General features: G+C 70.8%; 19 protein-coding genes. 7 read left to right on the top strand and 12 right to left on the bottom strand.

Annotation, left to right across the window (positions count from 1 at the left end; translation table 11 throughout):
• The first annotated feature begins 186 nt into the window (after positions 1-186).
• Positions 187-435, top strand: coding sequence for a glutaredoxin family protein (locus tag ACWDS7_RS05850; protein WP_306860498.1), 249 nt, complete (start codon positions 187-189; stop codon positions 433-435).
• Here ACWDS7_RS05850 and ACWDS7_RS05845 read toward each other — a convergent pair.
• Positions 425-2,167: a putative quinol monooxygenase gene (locus tag ACWDS7_RS05845; RefSeq protein ID WP_451928309.1), complete on the bottom strand. Its 1,743-nt coding sequence runs from the start codon at positions 2,165-2,167 to the stop codon at positions 425-427. The genes ACWDS7_RS05850 and ACWDS7_RS05845 overlap by 11 nt on opposite strands.
• Before the next feature lie 203 nt (positions 2,168-2,370).
• Here ACWDS7_RS05845 and ACWDS7_RS05840 point away from each other — a divergent pair, with 203 nt between their 5' ends.
• From ACWDS7_RS05840 to ACWDS7_RS05830, 3 genes are all read left to right on the top strand, one after another.
• Positions 2,371-3,015 carry a sigma-70 family RNA polymerase sigma factor gene (locus tag ACWDS7_RS05840; RefSeq protein ID WP_451928308.1) on the top strand — a complete coding sequence of 215 codons (645 nt, stop codon included), beginning with the start codon at positions 2,371-2,373 and terminating at the stop codon, positions 3,013-3,015.
• Positions 3,016-3,129: 114 nt separating this feature from the next.
• Positions 3,130-3,801 carry a DUF5667 domain-containing protein gene (locus ACWDS7_RS05835; RefSeq protein WP_306860503.1) on the top strand — a complete coding sequence of 224 codons (672 nt, stop codon included), beginning with the start codon at positions 3,130-3,132 and terminating at the stop codon, positions 3,799-3,801.
• Between the two features lie 85 nt (positions 3,802-3,886).
• Complete coding sequence (locus tag ACWDS7_RS05830) at positions 3,887-4,753, top strand: HAD family hydrolase (protein WP_306860505.1); 867 nt, start codon at positions 3,887-3,889, stop codon at positions 4,751-4,753.
• A gap of 345 nt (positions 4,754-5,098) precedes the next feature.
• Here ACWDS7_RS05830 and ACWDS7_RS05825 read toward each other — a convergent pair whose 3' ends face one another.
• From ACWDS7_RS05825 to proC, 9 genes are all read right to left on the bottom strand, one after another.
• Positions 5,099-6,133 (bottom strand): alpha/beta fold hydrolase, encoded by a 1,035-nt coding sequence (locus tag ACWDS7_RS05825; protein ID WP_451928307.1) that lies wholly within the window; start codon positions 6,131-6,133, stop codon positions 5,099-5,101.
• Positions 6,134-6,315: 182 nt separating this feature from the next.
• The gene (locus ACWDS7_RS05820) at positions 6,316-7,311 is read right to left on the bottom strand and encodes a lysophospholipid acyltransferase family protein (RefSeq protein WP_451928306.1); all 996 of its coding nucleotides are present in this window, start codon (positions 7,309-7,311) and stop codon (positions 6,316-6,318) included.
• Between the two features lie 5 nt (positions 7,312-7,316).
• Positions 7,317-8,342 (bottom strand): NAD-dependent epimerase/dehydratase family protein, encoded by a 1,026-nt coding sequence (locus tag ACWDS7_RS05815; RefSeq protein ID WP_451928305.1) that lies wholly within the window; start codon positions 8,340-8,342, stop codon positions 7,317-7,319.
• Positions 8,343-8,365: 23 nt separating this feature from the next.
• A complete protein-coding gene (locus tag ACWDS7_RS05810; protein ID WP_018654693.1) occupies positions 8,366-8,464 on the bottom strand; it encodes a 30S ribosomal protein bS22 in 99 nt (32 codons plus the stop codon).
• A 292-nt stretch (positions 8,465-8,756) separates the two neighbouring features.
• Positions 8,757-8,960: a helix-turn-helix domain-containing protein gene (locus tag ACWDS7_RS05805; RefSeq protein WP_012887307.1), complete on the bottom strand. Its 204-nt coding sequence runs from the start codon at positions 8,958-8,960 to the stop codon at positions 8,757-8,759.
• 322 nt (positions 8,961-9,282) lie between these two features.
• The gene (locus ACWDS7_RS05800) at positions 9,283-10,071 is read right to left on the bottom strand and encodes a phosphatase (RefSeq protein ID WP_451928329.1); all 789 of its coding nucleotides are present in this window, start codon (positions 10,069-10,071) and stop codon (positions 9,283-9,285) included.
• Positions 10,072-10,162: 91 nt separating this feature from the next.
• Entirely contained in the window at positions 10,163-11,326 is a 1,164-nt protein-coding gene (locus ACWDS7_RS05795; RefSeq protein WP_306860522.1) for an acetoin utilization protein AcuC, read from the bottom strand.
• Positions 11,327-11,622: 296 nt separating this feature from the next.
• Entirely contained in the window at positions 11,623-12,861 is a 1,239-nt protein-coding gene (locus ACWDS7_RS05790) for an MFS transporter (RefSeq protein WP_451928304.1), read from the bottom strand.
• A 72-nt stretch (positions 12,862-12,933) separates the two neighbouring features.
• Entirely contained in the window at positions 12,934-13,728 is a 795-nt protein-coding gene (proC, locus tag ACWDS7_RS05785) for a pyrroline-5-carboxylate reductase (RefSeq protein WP_451928303.1), read from the bottom strand.
• Positions 13,729-13,757: 29 nt separating this feature from the next.
• Here proC and ACWDS7_RS05780 point away from each other — a divergent pair, with 29 nt between their 5' ends.
• Both ACWDS7_RS05780 and ACWDS7_RS05775 read left to right on the top strand, forming a co-directional pair.
• Entirely contained in the window at positions 13,758-14,060 is a 303-nt protein-coding gene (locus tag ACWDS7_RS05780; protein ID WP_451928302.1) for a hypothetical protein, read from the top strand.
• A gap of 37 nt (positions 14,061-14,097) precedes the next feature.
• Positions 14,098-14,562 (top strand): hypothetical protein, encoded by a 465-nt coding sequence (locus ACWDS7_RS05775; RefSeq protein ID WP_451928301.1) that lies wholly within the window; start codon positions 14,098-14,100, stop codon positions 14,560-14,562.
• Between the two features lie 60 nt (positions 14,563-14,622).
• On the opposite strand, the gene ACWDS7_RS05770 is transcribed toward ACWDS7_RS05775, so the two are convergent.
• Both ACWDS7_RS05770 and ACWDS7_RS05765 read right to left on the bottom strand, forming a co-directional pair.
• Positions 14,623-15,744, bottom strand: coding sequence for a hypothetical protein (locus ACWDS7_RS05770; protein ID WP_451928300.1), 1,122 nt, complete (start codon positions 15,742-15,744; stop codon positions 14,623-14,625).
• The gene (locus ACWDS7_RS05765) at positions 15,737-16,318 is read right to left on the bottom strand and encodes an RNA polymerase sigma factor (protein WP_451928299.1); all 582 of its coding nucleotides are present in this window, start codon (positions 16,316-16,318) and stop codon (positions 15,737-15,739) included. The genes ACWDS7_RS05770 and ACWDS7_RS05765 overlap by 8 nt, the downstream gene beginning before the upstream one ends.
• A gap of 204 nt (positions 16,319-16,522) precedes the next feature.
• Between ACWDS7_RS05765 and dnaK the strand changes: the two genes are divergently transcribed.
• Complete coding sequence (gene dnaK, locus ACWDS7_RS05760) at positions 16,523-18,385, top strand: molecular chaperone DnaK (protein WP_451928298.1); 1,863 nt, start codon at positions 16,523-16,525, stop codon at positions 18,383-18,385.

Here is an 18,385-nt window from a genome sequence, read left to right as displayed (position 1 = left end):
AAAGTGGGGGCCGGCGGCGCCGCCGCGGCGCTGACGGTGCGTGTCCTCCCCGTCGCTCCTCCGACTACGGAGAGATCACTCTCCCGGTGCCAGCAGCGTAACTTGCCGCGCTCTCGATGGCTTTCTCCCTGATTGCGGAAGGGGAGATCGCCGGTACATGCCCGCGACTCGGCTACCGTGACGGGCATGGCACCGCAGGACCACCGCATCACATTGCTCGGCAAGCCCGGCTGTCACCTGTGCGACGACGCTCGGACGGTGATCGAGCGGGTCGCCACGGAGCTGGGCGTCCCCTGGGAGGAGCGCGACATCACCGCCTCCGAGGAGGACCAGGCCCGATACTGGGAGATGATCCCGGTCACCCTCGTCGACGGCGTCCAGCACGACTTCTGGCGCGTCGACGAGAACCGCCTGCGCGCCGCGCTCAGAGCCTGAAGGCCGTCGGGAGCGGCATCACCTTCGCGGCGTTCACGTTGAGCTCGATCACGTTGGTGGCCAGCACCATGTTCTGCCGCTCGCTGACGAAACGCTCCACGTGCGGCTGGCGCTGGTGGTCGGAGTAGGCGACCTCGTCGCGGTAGAGCTCGTAGATGATGCGCTGGAGCGGGGCCGACTTCACCGAGTGACACACGTAGATGAGCGTGTCGGGCTCGGAGTGGCGGACGGCCTCAAGCGTCTCCTCGGCCAGCCGGTCGAACCGCTCCCCGCTGCCGTCGATCAGGGTGAACACGGTCAGCAGGCCGAAGATGCTGGGGGACGGGCGGGAGGAGCCGCCCGGCTGCTCGGCCGCGGCGCCCGGATAGCCGGGCCCGGCCGCCTGCGGGCCGCCGCGCCCCAGGTCGGGGCCCTGGCCGTAACCGGGGGCGCCGCCGAGGCCGCGGTCCGGGGTCTGGCCGTAACCGGCCGTGCCGTGTCCGGGGGCGCCCTGACCGTATCCGGAGGATGTGCCGAACGCCTGGTCGGCGGGCATCGGCTGGAGGCTGCCGCCCTGCTGGGTGCCGTAGGCCGCGTCGGGTCTGGCGAACTCCCCGGTGCTGGGACCGGCGGCCCTGCCGGCTCCGCCCGGCCCGCCGGGGCCCGTGTGCCTGCCGTACTCGTTGGCCGGGATGTCGTACTCGCCGGTCGCCTGGCCGGCCGGCGCCATCCCGAACTGGCCGGTCACCGGGGGCGGCTGGGTGTATTCGCCGCCCCCGGGCCGGCCGGGGGACGGCATGCCGTACTCGCCGGCCATGAAGGTGCCGGTGGCGGGGCCACCGAACGGATCGCCCTGGGCGGGAGGCTGCTGCATGCGTGCCGCGTAGTCGACCTCCTGCTCACCCGCGCGGTATTCGGCCACCAGGTCGCCGAGGCCCGAGCGCCGGGACGGCTCCTCGGGCAGCGCCCGGCGGCGGCCGGCGACCTGCACGTCCCGGGGCGGATCGGTGGCCGCGCGGCGGCCGGCCGGCCGGCGCTCCTCCCAGCCGTCGTCCGGCTCGTCGTCCTCGTCGTCCTCGTCCTCGTAGGGCGCGAGCGGGCGGAGCACGACGTACCAGACCGCGGCGGCGGTGACGCACAGCAGGAGCGCGGTGAACATCCCCGGGACCGTGAAGCTCACGGCTCCGAGCAGGGCCAGGCCCGTCGGGCCGAGCGCCAGGAGCGCGTGCATGTTGTCGGCGTCGTAGTCGTCGCCCCCGCGCCAGCGCAGGACCGCGAACGCGATGCCGGCCAGCAGGACGAGCGCGACGGCCAGGTGGACGGCCCCGAGCAGGTAGGTCGGCGGCAACCCCCAGTAGTTCCTGCCGGGCAGCGTCTTGGAGAACGCCGTGTCCAGCCGGAGCGGGTCGACCATCATGATCACCGCGGCGACGACGGTGAACGCGGTCCCCAGCAGCCAGGAGGCGAACCTGGCGCTGGACTTGCGCGCCAGGAGCTGGACCACTCCGACGGCCAGCCAGAGCGGGGCGAGCAGTGAGCCGGTCAGCTGGTAAATCCGGAATGTGGCCGACCCAAATCCCACTAAATGACCGGTACCGATCACTCCGAGTGACAGGCAGAGCGCCGCCGTCGTAATGCTCCAGGCGATCAGCCAGCCTTTGGGCTCCTCGCGGAGACGGCCGACGAGGGCGACTGTGGCAATGGCGGCGAGCAGCGCACCGGCAAAGGCGATGACAGCGACGAGGACTTCCATGGTGTCTCCAATGCTGCCGGACATTACCCCCTAACCGGTAGCCGAACTGGTAGTCGGCTCCTCGGTCCGGCCAGAAACTACCGGCCCCACACCGTATCGACCGATTACCCCTAGTCACGACGTTACGAAGTGGATTGTGGAATTTCCTGTTCATTTCTAGAGTGAGCGAGCACGCCGCACCCCCTCCCCCACAGGGATACCGGATGCCAGACACGTGGCCATTCGCCGGGCCTGTCCCCACCGCTTCCGGGGCGGCCCAGCCTGTCCGCAGAAATGAGCTCGCCGCCCGCGAGGACGCCTCGGAGGATCTCCGGAGGCTCGTTCTGCGTGCCAAAACGGGAGACACGGACGCGTTTGGCACGCTCTACGACCGCTATCTCGACCTCGTCTACCGCTACATCTACTTCCGGGTCGGATCCCACCCGCTGGCCGAGGACCTCACGAGCGAGACCTTCCTGCGCGCGCTCCGCCGGATCGCCGACTTCACCTGGCAGGGACGCGACTTCGGGGCCTGGCTCGTGACGATCGCCAGGAACCTGATCACCGACCACTTCAAATCCGGCAGGTACCGGCTTGAGGTCTCGACGGCCGAGGTGATCGACACCCCGCTCGACGGCCCGCACATCCCGGAGAACGCCGTCGTCACCGCAATGATCAGCAATCGGGTGCTCAGCGCCGTCCGCGATCTCGGCCCCGAGCAGCAGGAGTGCGTGGTCCTGCGCTTCCTGCACGGCATGTCGCTGGCGGAGACCGCGCTCATCATGGGCAAGAAGAGCGGGGCGATCAAGGCACTGCAGTTCCGGGCGATCCGGGCGCTCGCCCGCGCACTCCCCTCGGACCTCAGCTGACCTTGGCCGCCATGCCGGATTCCGATGGCGACGTACCGCGTAACCTGGCGCGCCGAGCCCTCGTTAGGCAAGTGACAACGATGGATCGTGAGCTGGGGGCGGCAGGGAGCGTTCATGGGTAAGTGGCTGCCCGGGATCTCACGGAGATCGCAGGCGCGCATCCAGAACCGCGTGACGAGGCTCGGCTCCCGGATGGGAGGCGGTCCCCGTCCGGAGTTCCGCTCCGCGCTCCGCGACCGCCTCATGGACGCCTCCGGCCAGGACGGCCCGCCCGCCGAACGGCCCGCCCCGGCACGGCCGAGGCCGCGCCCGGGTCCGCTGGCCCGGTTCCTGAGCCTGGGCCTGGCGGCCACGATGGTCCTGGCGGGCCTGGCGACCTACCGGTCGATGCCGGGAGACACGCTCTACCCGCTCAAGCGCGCCGCCGAGAGCACGCTGTTCCACCTGAGCACCGACGACGCCGAACGGGCGGGCCGCTCCTTCGACTACGCCGAGACCCGCGCCCACGAGGTCGAGGAGCTCCTCGGCGCCACCCGGCGCCAGAGCGACCTCATCGAGGAGACCCTCCAGGCCATGGAGGACACCACCCGCTCCGCGGTCACCTCCCTGACCCGGGTGCGGCGCCGCGACGCGAAAAGCGACGCCAGGAGCACGGGCCGGCTCAAGCGCTTCGTCCAGAAGCAGCGCAACCAGATCGAGGGGATGCTCCCCAAGATGGACGTCGAGGAACGGCGCAGGGCCAACGGCTATCTCAACTACATCGAGGGCCTGGCCCCGCCCGGATGAAGACCCTCGCACATGCGAGACATCACCTTCCGCTAACGCGATGTACACCGATTTCACCCACCTGTGCCAGTTAAGCTGAGGTGCTATGAAGCGGCTGATACGACGGCGGGGCGGACCGGAGATAGCCGGAGAGGTGGCGGCCGCGGCAGCGGTCGCGATGCCGATGGCCGATCCCGACCCGACCGCCGCCGCTTTCTTCGACGTCGACAACACCATGATGCGCGGGGCCTCCATCTACCACTTCGCGCGGGGCCTGGCCTCGCGGGGGCTGTTCACCACCAAGGACCTGGTCAAGTTCGCGCTCGGCCAGGCGGTGTTCCGGGTCCGCGGCGACGAGAACCCCGAGCACATCGCCCAGGCCAGGGAGACCGCGCTGGCGTTCGTGGCGGGCAGCAGGGTCGAAGACATCGTCCGCCTGGGCGAGGAGATCTTCGACGAGGCCATGGCCGACCGGATCTGGCCGGGCACCCGCGCCCTCGCGCAGAGCCACCTGGACGCCGGTCAGCGCGTCTGGCTGGTCACCGCGACCCCGGTGGAGCTCGCCCGCGTGATCGCCCAGCGCCTCGGCCTGACCGGCGCGCTCGGCACCGTCTCCGAGACCGTCGATGGCGTCTACACCGGCCGCCTGGTCGGCGACCTGCTCCACGGCCCCGCCAAGGCCGAGGCGGTCCGGGCGCTGGCCCGCCGGGAGGGCCTCGATCTGTCACGCTGCTCGGCCTACAGCGACTCGGCCAACGACCTGCCGCTGCTCTCCCTGGTCGGCAACGCCGTCGCGATCAACCCCGACGGCGAGCTGCGTGACCACGCCCGGGAGAACAAGTGGGACATCAAGGACTTCCGCACCGGGCGTAAGGCCACCATGGTCGCCCTGCCCATCGCCGCGGGCGCCGGAGCCGTCGCCGGTGGCGTGGCCGCCGCCGTCGCCCTGCGCCGCCTCTACCGCGCCAAGTGAGCCCGGCGGCCACCGCCCGGCACTCCAGGTGAACCCGGCGGCCACCGCCCGACGGCTCCAGACGAGCCCGGCCACCGCCGCCCGAAACCCAAGTGCCCCCGGCCACCGCCGCCCGACGGCTCCAGACGAGCCCGGCGGCCACCGCCCGAGGGCTCCAGGCGAGCCCGGCCACCGCCGCCCCGCGGCCCTCCGGTTGACCGTCCAGCGTCCCGGGTGACCGCCCACGGCCCGGTTGACCGTCCAGCGTCCCGGGTGACCGCCCACGGCCCGGATGACCGTCCAGCGTCCCGGGTGGGCGCTCGGCGCCACAACAGACCGGCACCCCAGAACGGATGAGCGCCGCCCCTACCGCTCCGGGCGGGCCCCCGTACGGCGGGCGGCCCGGTCGAACAGATCCGCCAGGGCCTGGTTGACGGCCTCCGGCCGTTCGAGGCCGATCATGTGGCCGGCCCCGGGGAGCACGGCCAGCTCGGCGCCGGGGATCGCCTCGGCGATACGGCGGCTGTGGGCGGGCGGGATGAGCCGGTCACGGCCGCCGACCATGACCAGCGTCTCCACCGAGCCGAGCGCGGCCAGCGCCGCGTATTTGTCGTGGACGAGGAAGTCACGGAAGAAGCCGACCATCACCTCGGTGGGGGTGGCCGCGGCCATGTCGTTGACGAAGCGCACGTGCCCGCGTGGCGCCCGCGGACCGAAGGCGATGTAGCGGGTCACCGGCAGGTTGGTACGTGACTTGAGGGCGGCGCTGCGGTCGATGAGCGTGGCGCGGGTCAGCATGCGCTCGAACACGACGGGTGTGACGCGCGGGACGAGCCGCCCGATCGGGCCGGGGAGCCCGAACGTGCTGCCGGCCAGCAGGCCGGAGGAGGTGCTCAGCAGCGCCACCCCGGCCACGCGCGCGGCGAGGGCGCCGGGGTGGCGTCCGGCGAACGCCATGACCGTCATCCCGCCCATCGAGTGGCCGACGAGCACCACCGGCAACCCTCCGGGCACGGCCTGCTCGACCACGGCGGCCAGGTCGTCGCCGAGCCGGTCGACCGTGCACGCGTCGAGCGTCCCGGCCGAGGAGTCCCCGTGCCCGCGCTGGTCGTAGAAGACCAGCGTGGCCCTGCCCGCCAGTGCCTCCCGCTGGAAGTGCCAGCAGTGCCGGTTCATCACCCAGCCGTGCGCGAAGACCACGGCGAACTCGGGCGAATCGGCCTCCTCGACGTCCACCGCGAGCCGTACCCCGTCGTCGGTGGTGACGGTGACCTGCCTGCCGCGGTGCCCGCCGAGGGCCGTCTCCGCGTGCGCCCTGCGCCGCCGTGCGGCGATCCCCAGCGCCGCTCCCACAGCGAGCCCGGTGACGACGGCCCTTCTCCCGGTACGGCGTGCGCCCATGACCACTCCCGCGCGTTCGGAGGCTCGATGTCGAGGACACCATAGCCACCCGGGGCGCCCACTGTTAGACGCGGGGGCTAATAAAAAACCGGCGACCGGTCAGCGCGGTGAGCGTGCACGGCGGGCGGGGAACGGCGCCGGCGGTCAGAAGAGCCGGGGGCGGAAGAAGGACGGGGCCGGGGTCAGAAGAAGGGCGGGAAGGCGTGGCCGCGCTGGAGGCGGAGCTCGTTCAGCTGCTGCTGGATGACCTCGCGGACCTGGTCGGTGAGGTTGAAGACCAGCATGGGGTCGTCCGCCTCCGCGGGATCGAACTGGTCGGTGCGGATGGGCTCGCCGAAACCGATCAGCCACTTGGACGGCAGCGGCACCAGGCCGAGGGGCCCCAGCCAGGGGAACAGCGGGGTGACCGGCAGGTAGGGCAGGCCCAGGGCCCTGGCCAGGAAACGCAGGTCACCGATCTTGGGATAGATCTCCTCGGCGCCCACGATGGAGCAGGGGATGATCGGGACCCCGGCGCGGATGGCGGAGGCGACGAAGCCTCCGCGGCCGAAGCGCTGCAGCTTGTAACGCTCGGAGAACGGCTTGCCGACGCCCTTGAAGCCCTCGGGGAAGACGCCGACGAGCTCGCCCTTGCGCAGCAGGCGGTCGGCGTCGTCACGGCAGGCCAGGGTGTGGCCGGTCTTGCGGGACAGGTGGCCGAGCAGCGGGAGCTGGTAGACCAGGTCGGCGCCGAGGAGACGGACCGCGCGGCGCTCGGGATGGTCGTCGTGGAGCGCCACCTGGAGCATGAGCCCGTCCAGCGGGAGGGTGCCCGAGTGGTTGGCCACCACGAGGGCGCCGGAGTCGCCCGGCACGTTGTGCATGCCGACGGTCTCGACGCGGAACCAGTGGCGGTAGAGCGGGCGGATCAGCTCCAGCAGCACCTTGTCGGTGAGCTCGGGGTCGAAGCCGAACTCGTCGACCTCGTAGTCGCCCGTGACACGGCGGCGCAGGAAGGCGAACAGCTCGGCGAGGCCGCGGTCGTCGCCGTCGTCCGGCGGCGGCTCCTCCGTGCCGGACGGCGGGTCCCCCGCGCCGGACGACGGCCCGGGGCCGGCGGGCGGCGGCGCGTGCGTGGAGCGCCCCCGGGTGATGGGGATCACCTCGGCGTCATCTGTCTCAGCGGGTTCGCCTGCCATCCGAGTCACCCTGCCATCACCCGGGACAGCGCGTCCACCATGGCCGCGGGGAGCCCGCCGGCCAGATCCCGGGCGCGGACGAAGTCCTCGAAGGCGGCGGCGGTCGAGAACTTGGGCTTCCAGCCGAGGCGGGCGGCCAGCCGGGCGGTGTCGACCACGCGGCCGTGGCACATCAGGCGGAGTTGCTCGGGGGAGAAGTCGACCAGTCCCGCGCCGCGGGCGAGGTCGCCCAGGAGACGGAAGGCGGGAGAGGGCACGGGCAGCGCGAGCAGGCCCGCCCTGCGGGCGCACTGCGACAGCAGGAGCACGCCGTCCCCGGCCACGTTGAACGTGCCGGGGTGGTCCTCCATCGCCATCCGCCTGAGCACCTCGACCGCGTCGTCCTCGTGGACGAACTGCAGCCGGGGGTCGAAGCCGAACACGGTCGGCACCACGGACTGGGTGAAGTAACGGGTCAGCGGCGAATCGACGCCGGGCCCCATGAAGTTGGCGAACCTGAGCGTCGACACGGTCACGTCACGGCGCCGCCGGGCGAAGCCGCGGACGTAGCCCTCGACCTCCGCGGCGTCCTTGGCGTATCCGTGGGCCGGCGGCTCCCCCGGCTCCGCGTCCTCGGTGAAGACCGCGGGATCGCGGGGGGACGAGCCGTAGACCGCCGTGGTGGAGCGGACGACGACACGGCGGACCGTCGCGGACCGCTGACAGGCACCGAGCAGTTGCATGGTGCCGATGACGTTGTGCTCCTTCATGAGCATCCGGCCGCCACTCCGGGGAGGGGCGCTCACCAGGCTCATGTGGACCACTGTGTCGATGTCGGCGGCCGCGATCACCTGGGCGATGTCGGGGCTGCGCAGATCGACGCGGACGAACTCCGTCCGGCCGAGAGGTACGCCGCCATCACGTGAGAGCGAGGGCGGCGGCACCGTGTCTACTCCGATGACCCGGTCGATGTCCGGGTCAGCCGCGAGAACGCTCGCCACTCGGGCGCCGATGTGGCGCGAGACCCCGGTGACAAGCACGGTGTGGGTCATCGGCGCCTCGCAGATCCGCGTTACTACTTCTTGTTACGCCGCTGAATACGGGTCTTCTTGAGAAGCTTGCGGTGCTTCTTCTTCGCCATGCGCTTACGGCGCTTCTTGATCACAGAGCCCACGGGACCCCCAGGTAGCTGGTAGCCGAGATTGTCAATCCGGTGCGCGAACAACACACCGGCTCAACAGACTACCGGCGATCCATGGTAGATCGCCCCTGGGGGGATCCCGGGTACTGGAACTCACGGCGTGGCGATCACGCCGCTACCTCACTGAAGCATGGGTCCTCCGCCGCCGGTCCGGCCGGCCCGGCCGGGAGACTCCGGCCTGCTGGTCGCCCGCCGTTCCGCGCTGGCCACGCGGCCGGCCGGCTCCTCACCGGTCACCCCGCCCGTCGCCCGGGGCCCGCTCGCTTCAACCCGCCTCGATGTAGGCATCCCTGAGATAGTCGTGCACCGCCTGCTCCGGCACTCGGAAGGATCGACCGACCCGGATGGCCGGCAGCTCGCCCGAATGCACGAGTCGGTACACAGTCATCTTGGACACCCTCATGACCGTGGCCACTTCGGCCACCGTCAGGAACTTCACCTCGCTGAGAGGTCTTTCGCCTGCACCCATCGGACGCCTCTTCCGCACGTGTTTCCGGGTTATCCCCACTGGTGCCATTGCTCACGCACGTGTACTGCCGTCAGCGTAAGTCGGGACTCCGGGTGCGCAAACCCCCTACTTTCTCAGTCTCCGCAGCCCCATGTCAGCGAAATGGAGAAACTCGCTGGCCAGCAGCCGGACCGTGCCCCTCGCCTCGATCTTGGAACGGACCAACTGTCTCTTATTAGAGTCGCCCACAATCATCAAAAAGTTGGCAAACGGTCGGCGAGCACCACGGAATGCAGGCGCGAAAAGCCCGTATAGGGATGGCCCATTTTGCGCAACCCCCGTCTCAGAGGGCTCGCACGACCCTCTCGACCAGATGGCGTGTCAGCGGATCGTAATATCTTGGTAGCACGTTGTCATCGAGCGGGACGGTCACGGCGATCTTGCCTTCCGCCTCCCCGACGAAGAGCGCGGGGTCGTTGCTGTCGGCGAAGCCGACGGTGAGGACGCCCGCCTCGCCGGCCGCGCCGGCCCAGCCGTGGTCGGCGATCACCAGATCGGGGCGGTCGGCGCCGAGCTCGTCGAGCATGGCCCGCATCGGGGCCGCGTCGTGGGTGTGCACGAAGGCGCCCCGGTCGGCCAGCATGGCGACGTCGTCCATGTAGCGGATCTCACGCTTGCGGCCGAACCCGGCGCTCCAGTAGGACCAGCCCTCGGCCGGGCCCAGCAGGGTCGCGCCGTGCTCGCGCGCCAGCCTGGCCAGGGCCATGTGGATGGTGAGCAGGCCGGTGGGGTGGCCGGTGGCGAAGAGGATCCGGGGAGCGCCGGTCCGGAGCACGCCGGCGATCGTGTCGCCCATCGCCTCGATCGCGCCGATCGTGCGGTCCGGGTCGATGGTGTCCTGGCCCTCGTAGTGGTCCGGGTCGGCCACCACCCCGGCGGACTTGGCCATCAGCGCCAGCACGTCGCGGTAGGACCAGTGGCCCTCCGGCGTCAGCCCGAACATGTGGTGCGGGTCCCGGTTGGCCAGCGACCTGTAGTGATCGAGGTTGTTCTCCCGGCTCGTCGCCACGTCACCGGCGATCCGAGTGCGGATCAGGTGCTCGCGGAGGTCGTCTCGTGTCAGCGGCGACACCGTGCGTCGTGGTCCGGGCGCTGTCAAACTGTGACCTCCTCCGTCACTCGCTCCGCACTCTCCGTCCGGCCGGTGGGCGTGTCCGCCGGCGTCACGGGAGGGGATCCAGCCCGTGGAAGGGGAACACGGCCTTCCTGGTCGCCATGATGGCCCGGTCGATCGGGTCTGCTGGATCATAACCAGCGGAGAAATCACTAAATTCCGGATCTCTGCCATCGGTCAGCGACAGCGGCGGCGTCTGTCTGGTCCGCTCCCTGACCAGCCGCCGCCACGCCTGCGGGGTGGCGGTCGCCGGGGCGAGGGGGTGTCCGGAGACCTCGGCGATCAGATGGGTCCACGCCCGGGGCACCACCTGCACCAGCTCGTATCCCCCGCCGCCGGTCACGACCCACCGGCCGCCCGCCGTCTCGTGGGCCAGCGCGTGCAGCGCGGCGTAGGCGGTGCGCTGGCCGTCCAGGCTGAGCATCATGTGGGCCAGCGGGTCCAGCGCGTGGCTGTCGCAGCCGTGCTGGGTGACCAGGATCTCCGGGGCGAACTCCCGCAGCAGCGGCGGCACCACCGCGTGGAAGGCCCTCAGCCAGCCGCTGTCGCCGCAGCCGGCCGGCAGCGCCACGTTGACCGCGCTGCCCTCCGCCCCGGTCTCCTCGGGGAAGCCCGTGCCCGGGAAGAGGGTGCGGGGGCTCTCGTGCAGGCTGACGGTGAGGACCCTGGGGTCGTCGTGGAACAGCGCCTGGACGCCGTCCCCGTGATGGACGTCCACGTCCACGTAGGCGACCCTGGAGGCCCCCTGCGCCAGCAGCCAGCCGATCGCCACCGCGGGGTCGTTGTACACGCAGAACCCGCTCGCGGTGGCGGCCATGGCGTGGTGCAGCCCGCCCGCGATGTTCACCGCGTGCTCGGCCTCACCCGTCCACACCGCGCGGGCCGCGGCCAGGCTCGCGCCGGTGATCAGCGCGGAGGCCTCGTGCACCCCGGTGAAGGCGGGGTTGTCCTCGCTGCCGAGCCCGTGGGCCATGTCGGGCCGCCCGGTCGCGGAGACCCGCTTGACGGCCTCGATGTAGTCACGCTTGTGGACCAGCGCCAGCTCGTCGTCGGTGGCGGGGGCGCAGCCGGCCACCTCGACCGCGTCCAGCACGCCGAGCTCCCTGGCCAGTGCCATGGTCAGCTCGACCCGCACGGGCGCGAGCGGGTGGCCGGGGCCGAAGTCGTAGGAGGTGAGCGCGTCGTCCCAGACGACCCGAACGGACCGGCTCATGCGCCCTCCCTGTCTGATCGCGACGCTACGCGTCGCGGCGCGCTCGCTGGTCGATCTCCCACCCCGGCCGACGTTACCGCACCGATGAGCGGACGGGTTTACACGGCTGTCGCGGAGGAGAAGGCGGTTTTCATCTGAGCGAAATATCCAGTCTTATTCCGATTAATCACACGGCTTCACGGAGATCCGTCCCCTTCACGGAAGTACGGCTCCGCGGAAGTACGGCTCCGCGGAAGTACGGCGTGTTGTACCTCTCGCGGAAGTACGGCGTGCCGTACCTCCGGATGCCGGGCCGGTCAGGCCGGCACCACCCGGCGCAGCCCCCGGACCGCGGGCACCAGCAGCAGAGCGGTGCAGCCGGCGACCGCGACGGCCGCGGACACGATCAGCAGCTCCGGCGCCCCGACCACCCCCGCCACCGGCCCGGCGAGCACCTGGCCGATCGGGACGAAGAGGGTCGATCCGGCGACCTCGTAGGCGGTGACGCGGTTGAGCGCCTCCGGCGGCACCTGGGTCTGCACGCTCGTGGCCCACATGACCGACCAGAACGCCCAGCCCGCGCCGCCGATCACGTGCGCGGCCATCAGGACCGCCAGCGGCGCCCCGGCGGCGATGGACAGCGGCTCCAGCCCGAAGCCGAACAGGCCGATCGCCCCGGCCATCAGCGGCCGGACCGGGCGCATCCGCATCGCGATCAGGCCGCCGACGATGGTGCCCGCCCCGGAGGCGGACATGACCAGGCCGTAGGCGGCCTCGTCGAGCCGCCCGGTGATGAGCACCGAGCCCAGCGGGATCATCGGGCCGAACAGGGTGACGCCGAAGACCGCCCAGACCAGGATCACCGACCACATCCAGGTCCTGGAGCGGAACTCCCGCCAGCCGCCGCGCAGGTTGCGCCACATCGAGTCCTCGGCCGCGGTCGCCGCGACCGCCGGCAGGCGGAGCAGGAGCAGGCAGGTCGCGCTGATCGCGAACCCGGCCGCGTCGATCGCGAAGACGACCCCCACCCCGGAGAACCCGACGATGGCGCCCGCGACGCCCGGTCCGGCCAGCATCATGACCGACTCGGAGACGCGCAGGGTGGCGTTGGCCCGCTGCACGTCGGCGGCCACCCGCGGGACCGTGCTGGATACGCCGGGCTGGTACATCGCCGCGGCGACGCCGTTGACCGCGGAGACGGCCAGGATCTGCCAGAGCTGCGGCCGGTCGAAGATGAACAGCGCCGCGCCGGCCCCCTGGGTCATCACCCGGACGGTGTCGGCGCCGATCATCATGCGCCGCGGCGTGAACCGGTCGGCGAACACCCCGCCGAACAGGATGAGCACCGCGAAGGGCGCCATCCACGCGGCCAGCGCCAGCCCGACGCCGGTGGTGCCGTAGCCGAGCCCGCCCACGCCGACCGCCGTCGCGAACGGGATCATCGCGGCCCCGAGCATGGAGACGGACCGCGCGGTGAAGAACAGCGCGAAACTCCGTGACCAGACCGCAGGCCCCGCCTGTCCCCGCCGATCACCGGTCTGTACGGCCTGCGCCACGATCGCCTCATTCCCGCCGGAGTCCTGCGGGAATTATGCATTATTAAGGAAAGTTTCCTAAAAGACGGGTGATCAGCCGCCGGCGAGCTGGCGGCTCCGGTCCCTGGCGGCCTCGATGGCGGCCAGGAAGGCTGCGCGGACGCTGTGCCTCTCCAGCTCGGCGATGGCCGCGATGGTGGTGCCCCCCGGGGAGGTGACGGCCTCGCGCAGGATCACCGGGTGCTCCCCGGAGTCGCGGAGCATGATGGCCGCGCCGACGATCGACTGGGTGACCATGTCGAGGGCCGCGGTGCGGGGCATGCCGAGCAGGATGCCCGCGTCGACCATGGCCTCGACGAGATAGAAGAAGTAGGCCGGGCCGCTGCCGGACAGGGCGGTGGCGGCGTCCTGCTGCGTCTCGGGGATGCGCAGCACCTTGCCGACCGGCTTGAGCAGGTCCTCGGCCCGCCTGAGGTGCTCCTCCGAGGCGTGGGCGCCCGCCGAGATCACGCTCATCGCCTCGTCCACCAGGACCGGCGTGTTGGACATGACCCGGACCACCGGGATGTCGGCGCCGAGCCGCGACTCCACGAACGAGGTGGTGATGCCCGCCGCCGCCGAGATCACCAGCCGGTCGGCCGGGACGTGCGCCGCGATCTCGGCCAGCAGGGACCCCATGTCCTGCGGCTTGACCGCGAGGATGATCGTGTCGGCACCCTTGGCGGCCTCGGCGTTGGAGACCACCTGCACGCCGTAACGCTCCCTGAGGGCCGCGGCCCGCTCGGCACGCCGCGCGGTCGCCATCACGTCACCCGGCTTGAACCCGGCCCGGAGCAGCCCCGACAGCAGCGCCTCGCCCATCTTTCCGGTTCCCAGAATCGCGATCATGTCAGCGCACCTTGCCTGAGGAGAAGTGGTTGACCAGCCTATGGGATCCACCCACGCGGACCCCGGCAGCCGCCCATGGTGGCGGTCCGGAGGCCGAGCTGGAGGCCCTGTGCAGGTCCGTCCCAGTCCCCGAGGCCGCATGGCGCTGGGTGGAGAACGCCCAGTACAAGCTCACCGAGAAAGGGCAGCACCGTTCCGCCGGACCGATCGACCTGCTGCTGTGCGCGACGGCCGTGCACCACGGGTTGACCGTGCCGCACATCGACGACGACTCCGTCACCGTCTCGATGGTCATGACCGAGGTCCTGCAGCGCGACGTCCGGATGCACTGAACCAGGCCGGGGCCCGGTCCGTTGTAAGGGTATGCGTATGATCGCGACCTCTCTTCTGGCCGGAAGCCTGCTGCTGGCCGTGGGCTGCGGCGCCGAACACAGCGCCGGCGCCGTCACCGGTGCCGCGACCACCGGCGCGGCCCCTTCCAGGCCGGTGGCCCACACGGTGGCTCCCCGGGTCGAGCCCTCACAGGGCCCCCGGGCGACCAGGCCCCAGGGCCACACCGTCAACCCCCGCAAGGTGCGGTGGCTGACGGCGAAGCCGTCCAAGGACGGCCGGAGCCTGCGGATCACCTGGTGGTCCGGGGTGGAGCCGTGCACCGTGCTCGACCGCGTGAGCGTCAAGGAGACCTCCAAGCGGGTGACCGTCACCCTCTGGGAGGGCCCGAGCGCCAAGGCCCAGAACATGGCCTGCATCGCCATCGCCGTCCAGAAGGTGACGACCGTCAAGCTCAAGGCCCCCCTCGGCGACCGCAAGGTCGTCGACGGCGCCAGGTCCTGAGCGGCGCCGGGCCCCGGGCCCAGTGCGGCTCCCGCCGCGCGGCGGGAGCCGTGGCGGGGGTCAGCGGCAGGTGACGCCGGCCTTCATCCGGCAGCCCGAGGGAAGCTTGGGCCGCTCATCGGTCCAGCCCATCTTGTCGATGACCCTGTAGATCATCACGGTGCCCTTCGGGACCCCGCCTTCCGCGGCCGTCGTGACCATTCTCAGGGCCATGCCCTCACCGGTCCGAGGATCGAGGAGGATTTCCTGCTTGGTCGGCACCCCGCGGGTGCCCACTTGGGCACGGCTCGCGCCGAGGCCGACGGCGACGGCGGGGCGGCCCAGCGGATCGTTGTCCTCCCGTGCCGTCCCGGCCTCGGGCTCTTCCGCGTACAGGCGCAGCAACGCCGCCCGGAGTCCGGGAGGGGCCGGCATGACCGCCAGATCGAACATGGCCTGCTGGAGGAATGTCTCCCCGGGATGTGTGACGCCCCGCTTCTGCAAGTCCTTGCGGTAGCCCTCAAGGCGCTCCCGCAGCCGCACCGGGTCGGTCGGGAGGGCGTCCAGCTCGGCGACGGTGAGGCCGGCCATGCCGATGTCGGTGACCTTGTCCATGATCCGGTACTGACGGCGCGACGGCTTGTCGGTGAGGACGGGACAGCCGGGAGAGGAGTCCTCGCACGCGAACGGGTTCCAGCGCCTGGGCGAGCCCTGCTTCCGCCAGATCTTCTCGTCCTCCGGTGTGTCCGGCCCGGTGCCGGACGACTCCTTCGCCTCGACGTACAGGTCTCCCGGCTCCCGCGGGCTCCACTGGACCGTGTTCTTTCTGAACGCGATCCAGTAGCGCGCGGATTCCTTGCCGACCGGATAGCGGCTGACGTTGGTCCCCTGGACGCGCCAGTAGGCGCCGCTCCCGGGTGAGAGCTTCTCCACCCTGTCGGCGAGTTCCAGGAGCAGGTGCTCACCGGTCTTCGGCGTCCCCAGCGCCGGGGGTGACGCCGGGGCCATGAGGGTCGCGGCCAGCGCGACTGCGGTGATGACGGCGGTGGTGGCCATGGAGGCTCCAATGATCAGTGTCCAGGTGGGGTGACGGCGGCGCCGTACCTCGTGGGCGGTCAGGCGGGCGCGGGCGCGGGCAACGGCCTCGGGTGTCGGCGGCGGCGCGTCCGGCAGGGCGGACGCCAGCAGGGTGATCTCATCCATCGGCGGCCTCCAGCGGGTTGACGTCGCCCAGTGCCCTGCGGAGCTGCTTGCGGGCGCGGTTCAGCCGGGACGCCACGGTCCCGTAGGGAATGTCCAGCGCGGCCGCCACCTCGGCGTGGGCGAGCCCGCCGAGCGCGACGAGCAGGACGACGTCGCGGTCGCGCTTGGCCAGGCCGGCCAGCGCCCCCGCGAGCCGACCGGTCACCTGCCCGGCGACGACCCTGACGGCCACGGCGTTCTCGTGGCTGTCCACATGACCTGCCGCCTCGATACGGCTGAGCGCCTTCCAGCGGCGTACCTCGCTCCGCCGGTGTCTGGCCAGCAGGTTGGTGGCGATGCCGTACAGCCAGGGCCGGACGCCGCCCCGCTCGGCGTCGAAGCGGTCGCGGTCGCGGAAGGCCACGAGGAAGGTCTCGGCCGCGATGTCGTCGGCGGCGTCGGTGTCCAGGCGCCGGGCGACGTAGCGGTGGATCTCGGCGAAGTGGGCGTCGAAGACCCGGTCGAAGTCGTCGCGCGGCGACCACTCGCCGGCCCCGGGCCCGGGCCCGAGCCCGAGATCGGGGGAGCCGATCACGTCTCGGCCCCCGGACCGGGATCAGTGGGAGCGATCATGCGTGCTCCTTCGTTGGAGACAGGGAACGCCTCCTGTTTCCCGGAAGGCGGGAATGCTTTCACGCCCCACAGGGTTGAGCGACATAGACTCAAGTCGTTTGACAAACCTCGTGCGAGGTTCCACTATGAGTCTGACCGACTCAACTTTGACTACAAGGACGTACTCATGGCACGTGCGGTAGGTATCGACCTGGGGACGACCAACTCCGTCGTCTCGATCCTCGAGGGCGGTGAGCCCACCGTCATCGCCAACGCGCAGGGCTCGCGGACCACGCCGTCCGTGGTCGCCTTCGCCAAGAACGGCGAGGTCCTCGTCGGTGAGGTCGCCAAGCGGCAGGCCGTCACCAACGTGGACCGCACGATCCGCTCGGTCAAGCGCGAGATGGGCACCAACTGGTCCGTCGAGATCGACGGCAAGAAGTTCTCCCCGCAGCAGATCAGCGCCTTCGTCCTGCAGAAGCTCAAGCAGGACGCCGAGGCCTACCTGGGCGAGAAGATCACCGACGCGGTGATCACCGTCCCGGCCTACTTCAACGACGCCCAGCGCCAGGCGACGCAGGAAGCCGGCACCATCGCCGGCCTCAACGTCCTGCGCATCATCAACGAGCCCACCGCGGCGGCGCTCGCCTACGGCCTGGACAAGGAGAAGGACGAGACCATCCTCGTCTTCGACCTCGGCGGCGGCACCTTCGACGTGTCCCTGCTCGACGTCGGCCAGGAGGACGGCCACGGCTTCGTCGAGGTCAAGGCCACCAGCGGCGACAACCACCTCGGTGGTGACGACTGGGACCAGCGCGTCGTCGACGAGCTCGCGACCCGGTTCAAGAACGCCCACGGCGTGGACCTGACCAAGGACAAGATGGCCCTCCAGCGCCTGCGCGAGGCGGCGGAGAAGGCCAAGATCGAGCTCTCCAGCCAGTCGGAGACCTCCGTCAACCTCCCCTACATCACCGCCTCGGCCGAGGGCCCCCTCCACCTGGAGGAGAAGCTCACCCGCGCCGAGTTCCAGCGGATCACCGCCGACCTGCTCGAGCGGACCAAGGGCCCGTTCAACCAGGTCATCAAGGACGCCGGCATCAAGGTCTCCGACATCGCCCACGTGGTGCTCGTCGGCGGCTCGACCCGCATGCCCGCGGTCGCCGAGCTCGTCAAGGAGCTGACCGGCGGCAAGGAGCCCAACAAGGGCGTCAACCCGGACGAGGTCGTGGCCATCGGCGCCGCCCTCCAGGCCGGTGTGCTCAAGGGTGAGGTCAAGGACGTCCTGCTGCTCGACGTGACCCCGCTGTCGCTGGGCATCGAGACCAAGGGCGGCATCTTCACCAAGATCATTGAGCGCAACACCACGATCCCGACCAAGCGCTCGGAGGTCTTCACCACGGCCGAGGACAACCAGCCGTCGGTGCAGATCCAGGTCTACCAGGGCGAGCGCGAGATCGCCGCCTACAACAAGAAGCTGGCCACCTTCGAGCTGACCGGCATCGCCCCGGCGCCGCGCGGCATCCCGCAGATCGAGGTCACCTTCGACATCGACGCCAACGGCATCGTCAACGTCTCCGCCAAGGACCTCGGCACCGGCAAGGAGCAGACGATGACGATCACCGGCGGCTCCGCGCTGCCGAAGGACGACATCGAGCGCATGATGCGCGAGGCCGAGTCCTACGCCGAAGAGGACAAGAAGCGCCGCGAGGACGCCGAGACGCGCAACAACGCCGACTCGCTCGTCTACCAGACCGAGAAGTTCCTCGGCGAGAACGCCGAGAAGGTCCCGGACGACATCAAGACCGAGGTCAACGAGGCGCTCGCCGAGCTCAAGAAGACGCTTGAGGGCACCGACTCGGCCGAGATCCGCACCGCGGCCGAGAAGCTCGCCACCGTCAGCCAGAAGATGGGCTCGGCGATCTACGCCCAGTCCCAGGGCTCCGAGGCTCAGGCCGGCGCCGACGACGCGGCCGGCCAGAAGGCCGACGAGGACGTGGTCGAGGCCGAGATCGTGGACGACGAGCCGAAGCGCGAAGACGGCAAGAAGTGA

It is taken from the genome of Streptosporangium sp. NPDC003464, from assembly GCF_053588315.1.
Note: the sequence above shows the minus strand (reverse complement) of the source record. Positions and strands in the feature narration are given on the sequence as shown.